The organism is Isoptericola halotolerans (assembly GCF_003003075.1).
GTDB classification, from domain to species: Bacteria; Actinomycetota; Actinomycetes; order Actinomycetales; family Cellulomonadaceae; genus Isoptericola; species Isoptericola halotolerans_A.
This window is the reverse complement of sequence record NZ_PVTX01000001.1, coordinates 543,659-561,124: the sequence shown is the minus strand read 5'-3', so window position 1 is coordinate 561,124 and position 17,466 is coordinate 543,659. Positions and strand designations below refer to the sequence as shown.

Below are 17,466 nucleotides of genomic sequence, written 5' to 3'. Positions count from 1 at the left end.
TGGATTCAAACACGCGTCGTCGTCATGATGCCTGGTCGTCGGGCCGATGTCCAGGCCGGGCCCGGGCACCGCTCGGCACAGGCGGTAGCGTGACCCACCGAGAGCGGCGACGTCAGGGAGGACCGGATGGCGACCGACCACCGCCCCACGCTGGCCGCCGTCGCCCGCGCGGCCGGGGTGAGCCTCAAGACGGCGTCGCGGGTCATGAACGACGAACCCCACGTCGCGCCGCGCACGCGCGACCGGGTCCGCTCCGTCGCGCGCGATCTCGGCTTCCGCCGCAACGCCGCCGCAGCCGACCTGGCGCGCGGCGGGAGCGCACCTCTGGTGGGCTTCGTGACCGCTGACATCGCCAACCACTTCTACGCCTCGATCGCCGACGGGATGGAGCGGGCGCTGCGGGGCAGCGGCCACCAGCTCATCACCGCCAGCTCGGACGAGGACCCGGCCCGGGAACGCCGGCTCACCGAGGCGCTCCTCGAGCGGCGGGTCGCCGCGCTGGTCGTCGCGCCGACCGGCGACGACCACCGCTACCTCGCCCACGAGGTGCGGCACGGACCGCCCCTCGTCCTGGTGGACCGGCCCGCGGCTGGCATCGACGCGGACACCGTGGTCATCGACAACGACGGCGGCGTGCGTCAGGCGGTGGACCACCTCGTGGCGCACGGGCACCGGCAGATCGGGCTGGTGACCGACCACGGGCACCTCTGGACGGCCCGCGAGCGCCGCCTCGCCTTCGTCCGGGCGATGGCCGAGCACGACCTGCTCGTCCCGGACCGGTGGATCCGCGACGGCGCCCACGACGCGGCCGCGGCGCAGCGGCTCGTGACCGAGCTGCTCGAGGCCCCCGCCCCGCCCACGGCCCTGCTGACCTCGAACAACCGGATCACCGCCGGCGCCCTCCGCGCGCTCCACGCCCGGCGCGCGGCCGGGGGCGACGTCCCGGCGCTCGTCGGGTTCGACGACCTCGAGCTCGCCGATCTGCTGGGCGTCACGGTGGTGGCCTACGACATGGCCGAGATCGGGCGCCAGGCAGCGTCCCTGGCCCTGGAGCGGGCGGCGGACCCGACGCTGCCGCCACGGCTGCGGACGGTCGCCACCCGGCTCGTCGCCCGGGGCTCGGGCGAGCACCGCAGCCGCGCTTGAACCCCGGTCACCCGGCATGAGACTCTCACCACTCGGTATGACACCGCTGTCAGAGCGCACGATCGAGGGGATCCGCACGCCCCGGGGAAAGGACTCCAGATGGCCCACGACGAGGCACGCACCACGAGCGCACCGGGGACCGCGCGCTGGCGCGCCGAGGAGGTCCGGCGGCTCCTGGCGTTCGGCGCACCGTCGGTCGACGGGTCCGACGGCGCCGCCTGGCTGGACGACGACGGCCGGCCCGACCGCAGCCAGCCCGTGCACACCTGGATCACGTCGCGCATGGCGCACACCTTCGCCCTGGGTGACCTGCTCGGGGTCCCCGGCTGCGGCGAGCGCGCCGACCGCGCCCTCGCCGGCCTCACCGGCGCCCAGCACGACGACGAGCACGGCGGCTGGTTCGCCGCGCGCGGCCCGGGTGACGCCGTCGACGGCACCAAGGCGGCCTACGCCCACGCGTTCGTCGTGCTGGCCGCGGCGTCGGCGTCCCAGGCCGGCCGGCCGGGTGCGGGCACGCTGCTCGACGAGGCGCTCGGCGTGCTCGACGAACGCTTCTGGGAAGCCGGGGCCGGGCTGCTCGCCGACGAGTGGGACCGCGCCTGGACCACCCTGTCGCCCTATCGCGGCATCAACGCGAACATGCACGGCGTCGAGGCCCTCCTGGCGGCCGCGGACGCGACCGGCGAGGCCCGGTGGCGCGACCGGGCGGCCCAGGTCGTGGACCGGACCGTGTCCTGGGCGGAGCGCAACGGGTGGCGGATCCCCGAGCACTTCACGGTGGACTGGACGCCCGACCTCGAGTTCAACGCCGACCGCCCGCACGACCAGTTCAAGCCGTACGGCTCCACGCCCGGGCACGGCTTCGAGTGGGCACGCCTGATGCTGCAGCTCGACGTGGCCGCCGAGCAGGTGGGCCGCCACACGAACGCGGCCGTGCAGCTCTTCGACCGGGCGCTGGCCGACGGCTTCGACGGCACCGGGTTCGTCTACACCGTCGACTGGACGGGCAGCCCCGTCGAGCGGCGTCGGTTCCACTGGGTGGCCGCCGAGGCCGTGGCCGCGGCGGAGGTGCTCGCCGTCGTCACCGGGGCGTCCCGGTACGCCGAGCAGGCGGCGGCCTGGTGGGCGCTGATCCGCGAGCGGTTCGTCGACCCCGAGCGCGGCTCGTGGCACCACGAGCTCGACACCTCCGACGAGCCCGCCGGTGAGGTCTGGGCGGGCAAGCCGGACATCTACCACGCGGTCCAGGCGCTGCTCATCCCGGACCTTCCGTTGACGGGCTCCCTCGCCGAGTCGGCGCGACGAGCGGGTCCGGGCACGATCTGACGGCGCTCAGCCCGCGGCCAGCCCGGCCTCGCGGTAGAACCCCACGATGTGCTCGCGGGTCGCCCGCTCCGCGCGGTCCGCGTCCCCGGCGGTCACGGCGTCCAGGATCTCCCGGTGCTCGGCGCACAGCCGCCGCGCGGTGTCCGGCCACGAGGGCAACCCGTCGATCCCCCGGGCCACGTAGTCGTGGACGGCGCTGCGCAGCCCGGTGAGGATCGCCTCGACGAGCTGGTTGCCCGCTCGTCGCGCGACGGCGAGGTGGAAGTCCTGGTCGAGCCGGACGAACGCGTCGACCGCGAGCCCGGGCGCCGACATCTCGCGCACGAGCCGGTCGGCCTCGGCCGCGGGGTCCGGCCCCGCGTCCGGTGCGGCGGCGCCCTCGGGGCGCGGGGCGTGCGCCGCCTCCCGCACCGCCCAGGTCTCCAGCGCCACGCGCGTCGCCACGACGTCGTGCACGGGCAGCGTGCCCGAGGCGACGTGCAGCCGGACGGCGGCGCCGAGCCCGGCCGCGGGCCGGTCGATGACGGTGGCCCCGGCGTCGGGCCCGGACCCCACGGCGGTGCGGATGATGCCCATGGCCTCGAGGATGCGGAAAGCCTCGCGGACGGAGGGGCGGGAGACGCCCAGGTCCTCGGCGAGCGCGCGCTCGGCGGGCAGCCGCTCCCCGAGGGCCCAGCGGCCCGCGGCCAGGTCCGACTCGATCCGGGCGAGGACCTTCTCGTGGGTGCGCACGCCCCGATCCTAACCAACGTGGTCTGACCACACCCGCACCGGTGGGCTACAGTGGTCGGACCACACCCTGGACCAGTTCCCCGCAGCCCCGCCGAAGGAGTCGGACGTGCGCATCGCCCTCGCCGCGACCTGCATCGCGGACACCATGTTCCCCGGCGCGCCACGCGCCACCGTCCGCCTGCTCGAACGCCTCGGGCACGACGTCGTCTTCCCCCGCGGCCAGGCGTGCTGCGGCCAGATGCACGTCAACACCGGCTACTTCGACGAGGCCGTGCCGGTCGTGCGCAACCACGTCGAGACCTTCGCCCCGGTGGCCGACGGCGAGTGGGACGCCGTCGTCGTCCCCTCCGGGTCGTGCACCGGGTCGATCCGGCACCAGCAGGCCATGGTCTGCCGCCGTGCCGGGCTCGACGACCTCGCGACCACGGCCGAGGCCGTCAGCGCCCGGACCTACGAGCTGTCCGAGCTCCTGGTGGACGTCCTGGGGCTCACCGACGTCGGTGCCTGGTTCCCGCACCGCGTGACCTACCACCCGACGTGCCACTCGCTGCGGATGCTGCGGGTCGGCGACAAGCCCCTGCGGCTGCTGCGCGCCGTGGCGGGCATCGACCTGGTCGAGCTCCCGGGCGCCGAGTCGTGCTGCGGGTTCGGCGGCACGTTCGCGCTGAAGAACGCCGACACCTCCGGCGCGATGCTCGCCGACAAGACGGCGAACGTCCGCGCCACCGAGGCCGAGGTCCTCACCGCCGGCGACTACTCCTGCCTGATGCACATCGGCGGCGGGCTCTCCCGCCAGCGCGCCGGTGTCGGCACGCTGCACCTCGCGGAGATCCTCGCCTCGACGCGTGAGGAGCCGACGGAGCTACCTCCCGCGCGAGCCGCCCGACAGCCCGCCGACCGCCGGACGGAGGTGGCCCGATGAGCACGTTCCTCGGCCTTCCCGGCCTGCGGCGTCGCGAGGCGACCTCGCCTGAGGGCGGTGACCCGACCGAGCCGTGGGGCGCCGTCCCCCACCCGGACGAGCCGTTGCGCTGGGGCGAGTCCTTCCCGGCCGCGGCGAAGCACACCCTGAAGAACGAGCAGCTGCGGCGCAACCTCGGCCACGCGACCGCGACGATCCGCGCCAAGCGGGCCGCCGTCGTCGACGAGGTCCCCGACTGGGAGGCCCTGCGCGACACCGGCTCCGCGGTCAAGGAGCAGGTCATGGCGCAGCTGCCGGACCTGTTGGCCCAGCTCGAGGAGAACGTCACCGCACGCGGCGGCGTCGTGCACTGGGCGCGGGACGCGGCCGAGGCCAACCGCATCGTCACCGAGATCGCGCGGGCACGGGGCGCCGACGAGGTCGTCAAGGTCAAGTCGATGGCCACCCAGGAGATCGGGCTCAACGAGCACCTGGCGGACGAGGGCATCGCCGCGATCGAGACGGACCTGGCGGAGCTGATCGTGCAGCTCGCCGACGACATGCCGTCCCACATCCTCGTGCCCGCGATCCACCGCAACCGCGCCGAGATCCGGGACATCTTCCTGGCCCGCATGGGCGACGCTCCCCCGGACCTGTCCGACGTCCCCCGCGAGCTCGCCATGGCCGCCCGGGCGCACCTGCGCCGCAAGTTCCTCTCGGCGAAGGTCGCGGTGTCCGGCGCGAACTTCGGCGTCGCGGACACCGGGACGCTGGCCGTCGTGGAGTCCGAGGGCAACGGGCGCATGTGCCTGACGCTCCCCGAGACGCTCGTGACGGTGATGGGCATCGAGAAGCTCATCCCCACGTACACCGACCTCGAGGTGTTCCTGCAGCTCCTGCCGCGATCGTCCACCGGCGAGCGCATGAACCCCTACACCTCGTTGTGGACGGGCGTCACGCCCGGTGACGGCCCGCAGGAGTTCCACCTGGTGCTCCTCGACAACGGCCGCACCGACGTGCTCGCCGACTCCGTCGGCCGCGCCGCGCTGCACTGCATCCGCTGCTCGGCCTGCCTCAACGTGTGCCCCGTCTACGAGCGGGTCGGCGGGCACGCCTACGGGTCGGTCTACCCCGGCCCGATCGGGGCGATCCTCACGCCGCAGCTCACGGCGTCGACGGGCGGCGTCTCCGGCGCCGACGACGTCAACGCCTCGCTCCCCTACGCCTCGACGCTGTGCGGCGCGTGCTACGACGTGTGCCCGGTCAAGATCGACATCCCGTCGATCCTCGTGGACCTGCGCGCCCGCGAGGTCGACGCCGACCGCGGCAAGCACAAGGTCGACCCGTGGAAGGCCGCCATGAAGGCCGCCTCGTGGGTGATGTCCGACGGCGGCCGGTTCGGGCTCGCGGGCCGCGCGGCCACGCTCGGCCACGGCCTGGGCGGGCGGGACGGGGTGATCTCGAAGGCCCCGCCGCCGGTCTCCGCCTGGACCCGGGAGCGGGACCTGCCCGCGCCGCCCGACGAGACGTTCCGGCAGTGGATGGCCGAGCACGAGAAGGACGGGGGCGAGCGATGAGCGCGCGCGAGGACGTGCTGCGCCGGGTGCGCGCCGCCCTCGGCGGCTCTGGAGCAGGCACGACGGCGGCCGGGAAGGTCGGCACGGCGCCCGCGCCCGTGGAGGTGCCCCGGGCCTACCGCGCGACGGGCGTCCACGAGGCCGGCTCGGCCGAGGTGCTGGAGCAGCTCGTCGACCGGCTGGTCGACTACCGGGCGCACGTGCAGCGGGTAGCGGCGGACGACCTGCCCGCCGTGGTCGCCGAGACGCTTGCCGAGGCGGGTTCCGTCGTCGTGCCGCCCGGGCTCGACGAGGCGTGGCTCGGTGACCTGCCGCGCGACGTCGTCGTCCACCGGGACGCTCCCGACGCGCCCCTGAGCGCGCTCGACCTGGACGCGACCGGCGCGGTGCTGACCGCCGCGCGGGTGGCGTGCTCGGAGACGGGGACCATCGTGCTGGACGGCGAGCCCGACCAGGGGCGCCGCGCGATCTCGCTGGTACCGGACGTGCACGTGTGCGTGGTGCGGGCCGACCAGGTGGTCGAGACGATCCCCGAGGCGGTGCGGATCCTGGCCCCGCATGCCGAGCGACCGCAGACGTGGATCTCGGGACCGAGCGCCACGAGCGACATCGAGCTGGACCGGGTCGAGGGCGTGCACGGCCCGCGGACGCTGCACGTGCTGCTCGTCGCCTGATCCACCCTCACCACCCGAAACGCTGTGGGTGCACGACACGCCGCCCGGCCGTTCGGCCGGGCGGCGTGTCGTGCACCCACAGCGGAGGTGGGGTTACCGGTTGAGTCCTGGCGGGGTGCGCGGGGACCTGCCCGGGGTCGCGTCGGCGAGGCCGTCGAGCAGCGCGTCGTACGCCGGCTTCTCGACGAACTCCTCGGTCATGATCGTCGCGTACCCCTCGGGGAACACGTCCGGCACCCAGGACCGGCCGTCGTCGAAGCCCCAGACCGTGAAGCTCGAGCAGGTGGCGACGTTCAGGCAGGCCTGCAGCATCTTGTCGTACCGCTCGGCCTGCACGGCAATCTGCTCTTCGGTGGGCTCACCGTCCTCGCCGAGCGGCATCCGGACGTCGGCCTCGGTGACGGCCACCTGCAGCCCGAGGTCCGCGAACCGCTCGAAGTTCGCCTGCATCGACTCGTCGAACCCGTACTGGAGGCTCAGGTGCCCCTGGGCACCGAACCCGTGCAGCGGCGCGCCGTCGGCGAGCAGCTCCTGGGCCAGCTCGTAGTAGGCGTCGGTCTTGGCGTTGATGCCCTCGGCGTTGTAGTCGTTGAGGAAGAGCACCGCCTCGGGGTCGGCCTCGTGCGCCCACCGGAAGACGTCACCGAGGAGGTCGACCGGGTCGTCCGCGCAGGCCTTGAGGAAGGGGTTGGCCTCGGTGCGGAGCTGCACACCGCCGGCGTCCCAGTCGTCCTGGATGATCTCGTTGGCCACGTCCCACTCGTAGATCTCGCCGGCATAGCGGCCGACGACGGTGCGGACGTGGTCCTCCAGGACGTCACGCGCCTCCGCGCAGGTCCAGGTCGCGCTCGCCTCGGTCACCCACTCGGGGTTCTGGCTGTGCCAGAGCAGCGTGTGCCCGCGGACCTCCTGACCGTGGGCCCGGGCGAAGTCCGCGACGGCGTCCGCACCGGAGAAGTCGTAGACGTCCGGCTCGGGGTGGATCTCGGCCCACTTCATGTCGTTCTCGGGGGTGAGCGAGTCGAACTCGGCGGCGAGGATGCGCTGGAACTCGGTGAGGTCCTTCCGGTCGTGGTCGAGAAGGTCGCGCTGACCCCAGACGGCACTGCCGATCTTGAGGTCGCGGGGCGCCTCGGAGCGCAGGGTGGGCTCCGGGGGGTCGGCCTGGGCCGCGGGGACGGTCAGGGCCAGGGCGGTGACCGCCGACGCCGCGACGGCGGTCAGACGCTTCGTGCTCGGGGAATGGGACATCGTTGTTCCTTCCGGTCGGGGTCCGGCGGTTCACGGGCCGTCGGACCGGACACAAAGATAACGTTGTCGATAACGGTTTCACAATGGCGGACCGGCTCGACGGTCGTCCGAGGCCGGTCGCCGGGCGCCGGCGGAACCCGCACAATGGGATCCCGTGACCGACAGCGACCTGCCCGCGCCCGCCACGGCGTCCGACGCGCTCTTCGACGTCCCGCCCGAGGCACGCCGCCCCGCCGCCCGGATCGTGCTGCTCACCGGACCCTCGGGCAGCGGCAAGTCCGCACTCACCCGCCGCCTGGGCCTGCCCGTGGTGATGCTCGACGACTTCTACCACGACGCCGACCACCCCGGGATGCCGCGCGCCTACGGGATCGTCGACTGGGACGACCCCGCCAGCTGGGACCGCGAGGGCGCCCTGGACGCGCTGCGCACGCTCGCCACCACCGGGCGCGCGGAGGTGCCGGTCTACGACATCCCCACCTCGCGCCGCACCGGGACCGCCGTGGTCGAGACGGGCGGGGAGCCGCTGCTCCTCGCCGAGGGCGTCTTCGCGGCGGAGCTCGTCGCGGCGTGCCGCGCCGAGGGGCTGCTCGCCGACGCCATCTGCCTGGCCCGCCCGCGACTCGTCAGCTTCTGGTTCCGCCTGCTGCGCGACGTCGCCGAGGCGCGCAAGCCGCTGCCCACCCTGCTGCGCCGCGGCTGGGGCCTGCTGCGCGCGGAGCCGGCCCAGGTGCGCCGCTGGACGGACCTCGGCTGCCGCCCCCTCGCCCCCGCGCAGGCGGAGCGGGAGATCCGCGCGGCCGCCTGACGCGCCACGAGCACCCCGAGGGTGCGACACGTCCCCGAAAGTGTCATGAAGACGTAACACGGAGGTCACCCGCACCACATCACCCGGCTCCACTCTGGTCACAGGAGGTGGTCGCCGTGTTCGAGCACAGTTCGCTGCGTGTCCTGTCCCTCTACGAGGGCTTCTTCTCCGGCGGCGCCCGGGTGCTGCACTCGACGGTGGTGGCGGGCCTGCACGCCCACGGCCACCAGCAGCACTCGGCGCTGAGCCTGTACAGCGCGGTCCGTCGCGAGACGATGCTGCAACGCATGGAGGACGACCCCCGCTTCCGGAACCTGCGCGCCGCCGGGGTCCGGGTCGCCACCCTGGGCCGTTCCACGGACGACGACCACGACCCGCGTCGCTTCACCGACGCGGAGATGGAGATCGTGGCCCGCGAGGTGACCGGCGTCGACCTCGTGATGTCGCTCAAGGAGCAACCGTTGCGCCTGGTCAACGAGGGCGCGTTCCCGCAGCGCCCCGTGGTGGCGTGCCTGCACCGCTCCGACCCGGAGCACTCCGGCGCGGCGCTGGACGACCTGCGCACCGCCGCCGCGAGCGGGCTGCTCGCCGCCGCCGTGTGCTGCGCGGAGTCGACGCGGGACGCCTACGCCGCCGCCGGCGTCCCGGAGCACCTGCTGCGCGTGGTGCCCAACGGCATCGACCTCACCCGGTTCCACCCGCTGCGCCGCGCGCGCCGGGCGGCGATGCGCGGCGCGGCGGGCATCCCCGCCGACGCCACGCTGGTGGCCTACGCCGCCCGCTACGACGCCATGAAGAACCCGCGGCTGTTCATCGCGGCCGCACGCGAGTTCCTCGAGCGGGACGACGACGGGCACGTCCTGATGTGCGGCGCCGGGATGACGCTGGACAACCCGGGCCTCGTCGCGGACCTGGACGAGTCGTTCGCCGACCGCCCCGACCTGCTGGCGCGGGTGCACCCGCTCGGCGTGCGGCGCGACATGGAGCACGTCTACGCGATGGCCGACGTCGTGGCGCTCACGTCCGCGTACGGGGAGGCCGCCCCGCTGTGCCTCATCGAGGGCGCGATGTGCGGCGCCGTCCCCGTGACGACACCGGTCGGGGACAGCGCCCGCCTGGTCGCGGGCATCGGGTTCGTCACCGGGTTCGACGCCGCCGAGATCGCCGAGACGTGGATCGAGGCGGCGGCCCGCCGCGGCGAGCTCCGCGGTGCGCTGACGGCTGCCCGCCAGCGGTTCAGCCACGTGCGGATGCTGTCCGGCTACGCCCGGGTGCTCGAGCAGGCGGTCCGCGGCACGGGGTTGCGCGTCGCGGCCTGAGGCCTCAGCGCGCGGTCGACTCCCGCAGCACGACCTCGTGCCCGACGACGGCACCCGCCTCGGCGCCCTCCTCCGCGACGGCGGCGGCGACGGCCAGGCGGCCCATCTCCTCCAGCGGGATGGAGACGGTGGTGACCGAGGGCACGTGGTCGCGCAGCGTGGGGATGTCGTCGAACCCGGCGACCCGGACGTCGTCAGGCACCGCCACGTCGAGGTCGCGCAGACGGGCGATGAGACCGATGGCCATGACGTCGGTGACGGCGAACACGCAGGGTGCGTCCAGCCCGGCGGCGGCCGCCTCGCGGGCGATCTCGGCGACACGGTCACCGGCCGCGTACCCGCCGTCGCGGGAGAACTGCTGCTCGATGACCTCGAGCACCTCTCCCCCGCCGGCGGCGACGGCGTCGGTGAACGCCCCGGCTCGTTCCTGCGCGGTGACGACGCGCTCGGGTGCGCTGAGCAGCACGAACCGCCGGTGCCCCTGCTCGTGCAGGGCCGCGGCGAGGTCGGCGGCCCCGGCGGCGTTCGGCGGGCGCACGACGCGCGCCGGCCCGAGCGGCTGCCCGACGACGACGGCGCGGCCGCCGCCGGCCTCGAACGCCTCGAGCTCCGTGGCCACCGGCGCGTCCTCCTCGGGCGACCACCGGGTCCCGGCGACCACGATGGCGTCGACGCGGTGCGCGGCGAAGGCTGCCACGGCGTCGCGCTCGGCGTCGGGGTCCCGTTCGGTAGAGGCGAGGAGCACCATGCGGCCGTGCTCGCGGGCCGCGGCCTGGGCGCCGGCGGCGATGGACGAGAAGTACGGGTCGGAGATGTCCTGGACGACGAGCCCGAGCAGCCCGGTGCGCGACCGGGCCAGCGCCTGCGCCTGGGCGTTGACCACGTAGCCGAGGTCTGCCGCGGCGGCGCGCACCCGTTCGACGAGCTCGGGCCCGGGCTGCCGCGAGGACCCGTTGAGGACCCGCGAGGCGGTGGCCAGGGAGACCCCGGCATGGTTCGCGACGTCCTGCAGCCGTGGTCGGGCCACGGGCACCTCCTCGTCCGGCACGGTCCCGGCGGGCGCTCGGTCCCCGCGCCGGGTGGCGGCTGCTTGACGCACCGCCGCTGACACCCTACCGTGGGACCGGAAAGCGCATTCCGGCTACCTGGCCACCGCGCGAGCACGCCGACGAGCACCACCCCGGTGCCCCGACGAAGGAGTCCCCGAGTGAGCACCACCCGCACCCTGCGCATCGCCATGAACGGCGTGACCGGACGCATGGGCTACCGCCAGCACCTGCTGCGTTCCATCCTGCCGATCCGTGAGCAGGGCGGCGTCGAGCTGCCCGACGGCTCCCGCGTGCAGGTCGAGCCCGTCCTCGTCGGCCGCAACGAGGCCAAGCTCCGCGAGCTCGCCGCCCAGCACGACATCGCCGAGTACACGACCGACCTCGACGGCATGATCCACGCCGACGAGACAGACATCGTGTTCGACGCCGCGATGACCAACCTCCGCGCCGAGACCCTCGCCAAGGCGATGAAGGCCGGCAAGCACGTCTACACGGAGAAGCCGACCGCGGAGACCCTCGCCGAGGCGATCGACCTCGCGAAGCTGCGCGACGAGACCGGCGTGACCGCCGGCGTCGTGCACGACAAGCTGTACCTGCCCGGCCTCGTCAAGCTCCGCCGCCTCGTCGACGAGGGCTTCTTCGGCCGCATCCTGTCCCTGCGCGGCGAGTTCGGCTACTGGGTCTTCGAGGGCGAGCACCAGCCCGCCCAGCGGCCCTCGTGGAACTATCGCAAGGAGGACGGCGGTGGCATGACCACGGACATGTTCTGCCACTGGAACTACGTGCTCGAGGGCATCCTCGGCTCGGTCAAGACCGTCAACGCCCAGACCGTCACGCACATCCCCACCCGCTGGGACGAGCAGGGCAAGCCCTACGACGCCACCGCCGACGACGCCGCGTACGGCATCTTCGAGATCGAGACCCCTGGCGGTGACCCCGTCGTGGCGCAGATCAACTCCTCCTGGGCGGTGCGCGTCCACCGCGACGAGCTCGTCGAGTTCCAGGTCGACGGCACCCACGGCTCCGCCGTCGCCGGGCTGTTCTCCTGCGTCGCCCAGCAGCGCGCCCACACCCCCAAGCCGGTGTGGAACCCCGACCTGCCCACCACCGAGAAGTTCCGCGAGCAGTGGGCCGACGTCCCCGCCAACGCCGAGGTCGAGAACGGCTTCAAGGCGCAGTGGGAGGAGTTCCTGCGCGACGTCGTCGCCGGGCGCGAGCACCGCTTCGACCTGCTCTCCGCCGCCCGCGGCGTCCAGCTCGCCGAGCTGGGCCTGCAGTCGTCGGCCGAGGGCCGCCGGCTCGACGTCCCGGAGATCTCGCTGTGAGCGCCGCGACCACCCTGTCCACCGCGCCCGTGCTGACCGGCTCGGGCGTCACGGTGCGGCTGCCGCGGTTCGACGCCGGCGGTCGTCTCGTCGGCACCGAGGTGCGCGAGCTCAACGCCCCCGGCCCGTGGCAGGTGCCCGACGGACCGATCCGCTCCCGGGTCGCCTTCGCGGCCGCCCACGTGGTCCCGCAGGTCGGGGCCGAGAACGTGCCCGGCGCCCCGGCCGTCGTCGACTGGGACGCCACGCTCGCCTACCGGCACCAGATCTGGCGGCACGGCCTCGGCGTGGCGGACGCGATGGACACCGCCCAGCGCGGCATGGGGCTCGACTGGGCCGCCACCCAGGAGCTCGTCCGCCGCTCCGCGACCGAGGCCGCCTCCGTGGGCGGTTCCATCGCCTGCGGTGCCGGCACCGACCAGCTCGACCCGGCCGAGGTCGCGCGGTGGGAGGCCGGTGACCCGGCGGCCCTCGACGCGGTCACCGCGGCCTACCGCGAGCAGGTGCGGGTCGTCCAGGAGTCCGGGGCGCAGGTCATCGTCATGGCGTCCCGCGCCCTGGCGAAGGTCGCCCGCTCCGCCGACGACTACGCCCGCGTCTACGACGCCGTGCTCGCCGAGACCGACCGCCCGGTGATCCTGCACTGGCTGGGCACGATGTTCGACCCCGCCCTGGCCGGCTACTGGGGCTCGGAGTCGGTGGACACCGCGACCGCCACGTTCCTCGACCTCATCCGGGCCCACCAGGACAAGGTCGACGGCGTCAAGGTGTCGCTGCTGGACGCCCGGCACGAGGTCGGCCTCCGCCGCGCGCTGGCCGCCCTCGAGGGCTCCCCCGTGCGGCTCTACACCGGGGACGACTTCAACTACCCGGAGCTCATCGCAGGTGACGAGCAGGGCTACTCCGACGCCCTGCTCGGCATCTTCGCGGCGATCTACCCGGCGGCGTCCACGGCGCTGCAGGCGTTCGACGAGGGAGCAGCAGCCGGCGACGCCGAGTCTGCTCGGCAGGGCGCGGCGCGGGGGCACGCGATCCTCGCCTCCACCGAGAAGCTGGGCCGGCACATCTTCGCCGCGCCCACCTACTACTACAAGACCGGCGTGGCGTTCCTGTCCTGGCTGAACGGGTTCCAGCCCGGGTTCCAGCTCGTCGGCGGGCTGCACTGCGGACGCTCGCTGGCGCACCTGGTCGAGCTCGCCCGCCTCGCGGACGACTGCGGCATGCTGCTCGCGCCCGACACGGCCGCACGGCGACTGCAGGCGCTGCTGACGGTGAACGGGGCGGACTCATGAGCGACCTCTCCCGCTGCTCGCTCAACACCGCGACCGTCAAGCACGCCTCCCTGACGGAGGCCGTCGAGGCGGCCGCCGGGGCCGGGCTCGGCGCCGTCGGGCTGTGGCGCCACCAGGTGCAGGAGGCCGGTGCTGCGACCGCGCGCAAGATCGTCGAGGACGCCGGGCTGCGGGTCTCGTCACTGTGCCGCGGAGGATTCCTCACCGCGACGTCGGACGAGGGCATCCGCGAGGCGGTGGCCGACAACGAACGGGCGCTGATCGAGGCGGCCGAGGTCGGCACGTCGGAGCTCGTCTTCGTCGTCGGCGGGCTGCCCGGCTCCGCGCCCGAGGCGCCCCCGGCGCCCGGCACGGACCGGGACCTGGTCGCCACGCGGCGTCGCGTCGCGGACCGGCTGGCCGACCTCGCACCGATCGCGGAGCGGCACGGCGTGCGGATCGTGCTGGAGCCCCTGCACCCGATGTTCGTCGCCGACCGTGCCGTGGTCTCGACGCTCGGGCAGGCGCTGGACCTCGCGGCGCCGTTCGACGCCGGGACCGTGGGCGTGGTCGTGGACACGTACCACGTGTGGTGGGACCCGGAGCTCCAGGCTTCGATCCTCCGCGCCGGCCGTGAGGGACGCATCGCCGGCTACCAGGTGTGCGACTGGAACCTGCCGTTCGCCGCCACGGCCCTGAACTCGCGCGGCCACGTCGGTGACGGGTACGTCGACTTCGCCACCATCTCGCGCTGGGTCGCCGAGGCCGGGTACACCGGCGACGTGGAGACGGAGATCTTCAACGCCGAGATATGGGCCGCACCGCCCGCCGAGACGGCCGCCACCGTCGGCGCACGGTTCGCGGAGCACGTCCTGCCCCACCTCTGAGTCCTGCCCCGGGAGCCGGCCAGGAACTCCTGGCCGGCTCGCGGTAAAGTCGGCTGCTGAGCATGCTGCCCGCTCCACGGCAGCACCGATCCACAGCACCGAGCAACAAGGAGCACCCGTGACCCACGGCGATGTCCGCGTGGAGGACGACGGCTACCTCTGGGTGATGCGCGGAGAGGTCGACGCCGCCGTCCAGTCCCGGCTGGAGGACGATCTCAAGCAGGTGGCGCGGTCGGCGGAGCGGCCGATCGTCATCGACCTGTCGAAGGTGACGTTCATGGACTCGGGCGGGCTGCGGCTGCTCTACCACGCCGTGGAGGGCAGCCCGGAGCCGCCCCTCCTGCGCGGCGTCCCCGGACGCACCCTCGACCTGCTCGAGCTCTCCGGCGTCATCTCGCTGTTCAGGATCGAGCAGCAGGGAGCCGGGTCCGCCTCGACCGCACAGGCCGCCCGGTGACGCTGGTCGAGGCCCTGCCCGAGGCGACGTTGACCGAGGTCGCCGCGTGGACCGTGCGCGACCTCGACCACGTCTCGGACGTCCGGGCCGGCCTCCAGGAGACGCTGGTCGCGTTGACCGCTGCGGCGGGCGCCGACCCGCCGGGCGGCGCGGGAGGCCCCGCGCTGGACCGCATCGTGCTGGTGGCGTCCGAGCTGGTCACCAACGCCGTGCGCTACGGCAGCCAGCCCGTCACGCTGCGCCTGCTCCAGCACGGAGCGACCCTCGCCGTCGACGTCGTGGACCACCGCCCGGACCTGCCCCCGGTACCGGGCACGGGTGGTTCCGGTGAAGGAGGTCTCGGCCTCCTCCTCGCCGCTCGTGCGGCCGCGGGGATCGGCTGGTTCCGTAGCCAGGGCGCCAAGCACGTCTGGGCGCAGTTCGCATGAGGCCCGCGGCCGCGGCTCAGGCCTGCCGGCGGACCACCATGAGCGTCGCGTCGTCGGCCGACCGCTCGTCGCGCGTGGCCCGCACGACGTCGTCGACGTCGGTGCGGGGCCCGGTGCCGAAGGCGGCGGCGAGGCGCGCCAGACCGTCGCCGACGGACTCGTCTCGGCGCTCGACCAGGCCGTCGCTGTAGAGCACCAGCGCGCCGCCGCGCGGCACCTCCACCCGGTGCGCCGGCGGCACGTCGCCCGCCAGGCCGAGCGGCGGCGCACCGGCCCGGGGCGCCCAGCGCACGCTGCCGTCGGGGGACACGACGAGCAGCGGCGGATGGCCGAGCGAGACGTTCTCGACGCTGCCGGTCGCGGGGTCGACGAGCGCCACGGTCAACGTGGCGAGCTCACCCGGCAGGGTCCAGCGCATGACGTCGAAGAGCAGCCTCGCGGCCTCGTGGGCGGAGTCGCTGCCGACCAGCGAGGTCCGCAGCGCGGTGCGCAGCTGGCCCATGGTCGCGGCCGCCTGCAGTCCGTGCCCGGTGACGTCGCCGACGACCAGGGCCAGGTGCCCGGAGGGCAGGACGAGCGCGTCGTACCAGTCACCGCCCACCAGGCCGGTGCCGGCCGCCTCGTACCGGGCCTCGATCTCCCACCCGTCGACCTGCGCGAGCTCCTGGGGCAGGAGGCTGCGCTGCAGCTCCTCGGTCGCGCGGACCTCCTTGCGGCCACGGAGGTAGAGGGCTTCCAGCAGGTGCCCGCGGAGCGCCACGGCGCTCTCGACCTGGTCGGGGAGCCAGGGCAGGCTGTGGCGGTCGACCACCTCGCGCCACCGTTCCTGCGAGGAGCGGAGCATCGTGCGGATCGGGTCGTCGGCGCGCACCGGCCGGCTCGTGGTGGGATCGCTGCCCCAGTCGACGCGGCGCTGCACCTCGTCGCGCAGCCAGACGACCACCTGACCCTCGGGCAGGGCGATGCCCATGGCGCCCGCGACGTCGGGGGCGGCGGCAGCCACGTCGGGCGCGGTCTCGCCCAGGCAGTCGGTCGCCACGACCTCCTCGCCCGCACCCGCGACCCACGCGATGAGCGCACGCCGGCCGGCGTCGTCGGGGACGTGCCCGACGCTCGTCACGCGCCCCTCGGCACTGACGATCGCGCCGTCGGCCCGCACGAGCCGCCGGGTCCAGCCGGACCGGGTGATCGCCGTGCCCAGCGGGACGGTCTCGTCGCGCGAGTCGGCGGCGAGGTGCGCCAGCACACGGTCCTGCCGGCGCGTCTCCGCGTCCCTGTCGGTCCCGAGCCGGGCGGCACGCAGCGCCGACAGGTTGCCCGTCAGCACCTCCACCCCGACCCGGACGTCGTACGGCACCCGCCGCGGACCGCCGTAGTGGTGGCAGTAGATCACGCCCCACAGCTCACCGCCGTGGAAGAGGCCGACGCCCAGCGCGGCACGGGCGCCGCGCGAACGGTGCCGCTCGAGGTACGCCGGCGGCGCGGCACGCAGCGTGGCGGTGCCGAGGTCCGGCCACGGGACGGGCCCGCCGTCGTCGTGGGCGAGCACCCGCACCCCGCGCGCCTCGAGGTCGTCGACGAGGTGCACCCGCACGCGGGAGTGCAGCTCGCGCGTCTCCGGCGGCAGTTCCGACGCCGGGAAGTGGAGTCCCGTCCACGGCACCAGCCCGCAGGCGCGCGCCTCGGCGACGACCTCCGAGTTCCCCTGGGCGTCGAGCAGGTGCAGCGAGGCACGGTCGAAGCCCGTGAGGGACCGCACGGCCCCGAGCGCGACGTCGTAGAGCTCGTCGAGCGAGTCGGCCAGCTCGAGGTCGGCGAGCGCCGTCCGCAGCGGTCCGTAGCCGCTCGCCGCGCCGCGGACGCCGGAGGGCCGCGCCGGCTCCATCTCGACCACCACGAGGGGCGGGGTGGGGCCGGGGTCGCGGCGCGGTCCGTGGAGGATCGCCTCGTACGCACCCCCGCCGCGGTCGTCGGGCAGCTCGAGCGCCACGGGGTTCACGGTCGCCAGGTCGGTGCCGGCGACGACAGGCGCGAGGACCTGCCCGGCAGGCTGCGGACCGAGGACCTCGGAGAGCGGCCGGCCGAGGACCTCGGCGGGGCACCGTCCGACGATCTCCGTGTTGGCCGAGGTGTGCAGCACGACGCCGTCGCTGACGCGGACCGCCAGCAGCATGCCCCGCGGCTGCACCGTCACGCTCCCGGGAAGGCGCGTCGCGCTCGTCGCCGCCTCGTCCGAGGCAGGCACCGGGACGGCAGACGCCGCAGGGGACCTCGTCACGCACACCCTCCCGGCGCTCGTTGCTTGGAGCACCAAG

At 74.4% G+C, this 17,466-nt stretch carries 16 protein-coding genes; 12 read left to right on the top strand and 4 right to left on the bottom strand.

What is annotated here, in order from left to right; genetic code table 11:
* Nucleotides 1-126: 126 nt before the first annotated feature.
* Nucleotides 127-1,146: a LacI family DNA-binding transcriptional regulator gene (locus BCL65_RS02660; protein ID WP_106264857.1), complete on the top strand. Its 1,020-nt coding sequence runs from the start codon at nucleotides 127-129 to the stop codon at nucleotides 1,144-1,146.
* 99 nt (nucleotides 1,147-1,245) lie between these two features.
* Entirely contained in the window at nucleotides 1,246-2,472 is a 1,227-nt protein-coding gene (locus tag BCL65_RS02655; protein ID WP_106264855.1) for an AGE family epimerase/isomerase, read from the top strand.
* A gap of 6 nt (nucleotides 2,473-2,478) precedes the next feature.
* Here BCL65_RS02655 and BCL65_RS02650 read toward each other — a convergent pair whose 3' ends face one another.
* Complete coding sequence (locus BCL65_RS02650) at nucleotides 2,479-3,204, bottom strand: FadR/GntR family transcriptional regulator (protein ID WP_106264853.1); 726 nt, start codon at nucleotides 3,202-3,204, stop codon at nucleotides 2,479-2,481.
* A 106-nt stretch (nucleotides 3,205-3,310) separates the two neighbouring features.
* Between BCL65_RS02650 and BCL65_RS02645 the strand changes: the two genes are divergently transcribed.
* The 3 genes from BCL65_RS02645 to BCL65_RS02635 are packed head-to-tail and all read left to right on the top strand — an operon-like array spanning nucleotide 3,311 to nucleotide 6,356.
* On the top strand, nucleotides 3,311-4,126 hold the full coding sequence (locus BCL65_RS02645; protein ID WP_106264851.1) for a (Fe-S)-binding protein: 816 nt from the start codon (nucleotides 3,311-3,313) through the stop codon (nucleotides 4,124-4,126).
* Nucleotides 4,123-5,682: a LutB/LldF family L-lactate oxidation iron-sulfur protein gene (locus BCL65_RS02640; RefSeq protein ID WP_106264849.1), complete on the top strand. Its 1,560-nt coding sequence runs from the start codon at nucleotides 4,123-4,125 to the stop codon at nucleotides 5,680-5,682. The genes BCL65_RS02645 and BCL65_RS02640 overlap by 4 nt, the downstream gene beginning before the upstream one ends.
* Nucleotides 5,679-6,356: a LutC/YkgG family protein gene (locus BCL65_RS02635; RefSeq protein WP_106264848.1), complete on the top strand. Its 678-nt coding sequence runs from the start codon at nucleotides 5,679-5,681 to the stop codon at nucleotides 6,354-6,356. Before BCL65_RS02640 ends, BCL65_RS02635 begins: the two co-directional genes overlap by 4 nt.
* A gap of 93 nt (nucleotides 6,357-6,449) precedes the next feature.
* Here BCL65_RS02635 and BCL65_RS02630 read toward each other — a convergent pair whose 3' ends face one another.
* Entirely contained in the window at nucleotides 6,450-7,607 is a 1,158-nt protein-coding gene (locus BCL65_RS02630; protein ID WP_106264846.1) for an endo-1,4-beta-xylanase, read from the bottom strand.
* 154 nt (nucleotides 7,608-7,761) lie between these two features.
* On the opposite strand from BCL65_RS02630, the gene BCL65_RS02625 reads away from it, so the two are divergent.
* Both BCL65_RS02625 and BCL65_RS02620 read left to right on the top strand, forming a co-directional pair.
* Nucleotides 7,762-8,415: a uridine kinase family protein gene (locus BCL65_RS02625; protein WP_106264845.1), complete on the top strand. Its 654-nt coding sequence runs from the start codon at nucleotides 7,762-7,764 to the stop codon at nucleotides 8,413-8,415.
* A 116-nt stretch (nucleotides 8,416-8,531) separates the two neighbouring features.
* Complete coding sequence (locus tag BCL65_RS02620) at nucleotides 8,532-9,734, top strand: glycosyltransferase (RefSeq protein WP_106265203.1); 1,203 nt, start codon at nucleotides 8,532-8,534, stop codon at nucleotides 9,732-9,734.
* A gap of 4 nt (nucleotides 9,735-9,738) precedes the next feature.
* Here BCL65_RS02620 and BCL65_RS02615 read toward each other — a convergent pair whose 3' ends face one another.
* Nucleotides 9,739-10,833 carry a LacI family DNA-binding transcriptional regulator gene (locus tag BCL65_RS02615; protein ID WP_243400800.1) on the bottom strand — a complete coding sequence of 365 codons (1,095 nt, stop codon included), beginning with the start codon at nucleotides 10,831-10,833 and terminating at the stop codon, nucleotides 9,739-9,741.
* Between the two features lie 138 nt (nucleotides 10,834-10,971).
* Here BCL65_RS02615 and BCL65_RS02610 point away from each other — a divergent pair, with 138 nt between their 5' ends.
* From BCL65_RS02610 to BCL65_RS02590, 5 genes are all read left to right on the top strand, one after another.
* A complete protein-coding gene (locus tag BCL65_RS02610; RefSeq protein WP_106265198.1) occupies nucleotides 10,972-12,108 on the top strand; it encodes a Gfo/Idh/MocA family protein in 1,137 nt (378 codons plus the stop codon).
* Nucleotides 12,109-12,167: 59 nt separating this feature from the next.
* Nucleotides 12,168-13,400, top strand: a complete 1,233-nt coding sequence (locus tag BCL65_RS02605) for a dihydrodipicolinate synthase family protein (RefSeq protein WP_181340706.1) — start codon at nucleotides 12,168-12,170, stop codon at nucleotides 13,398-13,400.
* Nucleotides 13,397-14,266, top strand: a complete 870-nt coding sequence (locus BCL65_RS02600) for a sugar phosphate isomerase/epimerase family protein (RefSeq protein WP_106264843.1) — start codon at nucleotides 13,397-13,399, stop codon at nucleotides 14,264-14,266. The genes BCL65_RS02605 and BCL65_RS02600 overlap by 4 nt, the downstream gene beginning before the upstream one ends.
* Nucleotides 14,267-14,384: 118 nt before the next feature.
* The gene (locus BCL65_RS02595) at nucleotides 14,385-14,723 is read left to right on the top strand and encodes an STAS domain-containing protein (protein WP_106264841.1); all 339 of its coding nucleotides are present in this window, start codon (nucleotides 14,385-14,387) and stop codon (nucleotides 14,721-14,723) included.
* Nucleotides 14,720-15,151 (top strand): ATP-binding protein, encoded by a 432-nt coding sequence (locus tag BCL65_RS02590; protein ID WP_106264839.1) that lies wholly within the window; start codon nucleotides 14,720-14,722, stop codon nucleotides 15,149-15,151. Before BCL65_RS02595 ends, BCL65_RS02590 begins: the two co-directional genes overlap by 4 nt.
* Before the next feature lie 16 nt (nucleotides 15,152-15,167).
* On the opposite strand, the gene BCL65_RS02585 is transcribed toward BCL65_RS02590, so the two are convergent.
* The gene (locus BCL65_RS02585) at nucleotides 15,168-17,396 is read right to left on the bottom strand and encodes a SpoIIE family protein phosphatase (protein WP_106264837.1); all 2,229 of its coding nucleotides are present in this window, start codon (nucleotides 17,394-17,396) and stop codon (nucleotides 15,168-15,170) included.
* Nucleotides 17,397-17,466 lie beyond the last annotated feature (70 nt).

Excerpts from the sequence above, each read along its gene's own strand:
- BCL65_RS02660 (WP_106264857.1), top strand. The coding sequence starts at position 127 with ATGGCGACCGACCACCGCCCCACGCTGGCCGCCGTCGCCCGCGCGGCC.
- BCL65_RS02655 (WP_106264855.1), top strand. The coding sequence starts at position 1,246 with ATGGCCCACGACGAGGCACGCACCACGAGCGCACCGGGGACCGCGCGC.
- BCL65_RS02640 (WP_106264849.1), top strand. The coding sequence starts at position 4,123 with ATGAGCACGTTCCTCGGCCTTCCCGGCCTGCGGCGTCGCGAGGCGACC.
- BCL65_RS02635 (WP_106264848.1), top strand. The coding sequence starts at position 5,679 with ATGAGCGCGCGCGAGGACGTGCTGCGCCGGGTGCGCGCCGCCCTCGGC.
- BCL65_RS02630 (WP_106264846.1), bottom strand. The coding sequence starts at position 7,607 with ATGTCCCATTCCCCGAGCACGAAGCGTCTGACCGCCGTCGCGGCGTCG.
- BCL65_RS02610 (WP_106265198.1), top strand. The coding sequence starts at position 10,972 with ATGAACGGCGTGACCGGACGCATGGGCTACCGCCAGCACCTGCTGCGT.
- BCL65_RS02600 (WP_106264843.1), top strand. The coding sequence starts at position 13,397 with ATGAGCGACCTCTCCCGCTGCTCGCTCAACACCGCGACCGTCAAGCAC.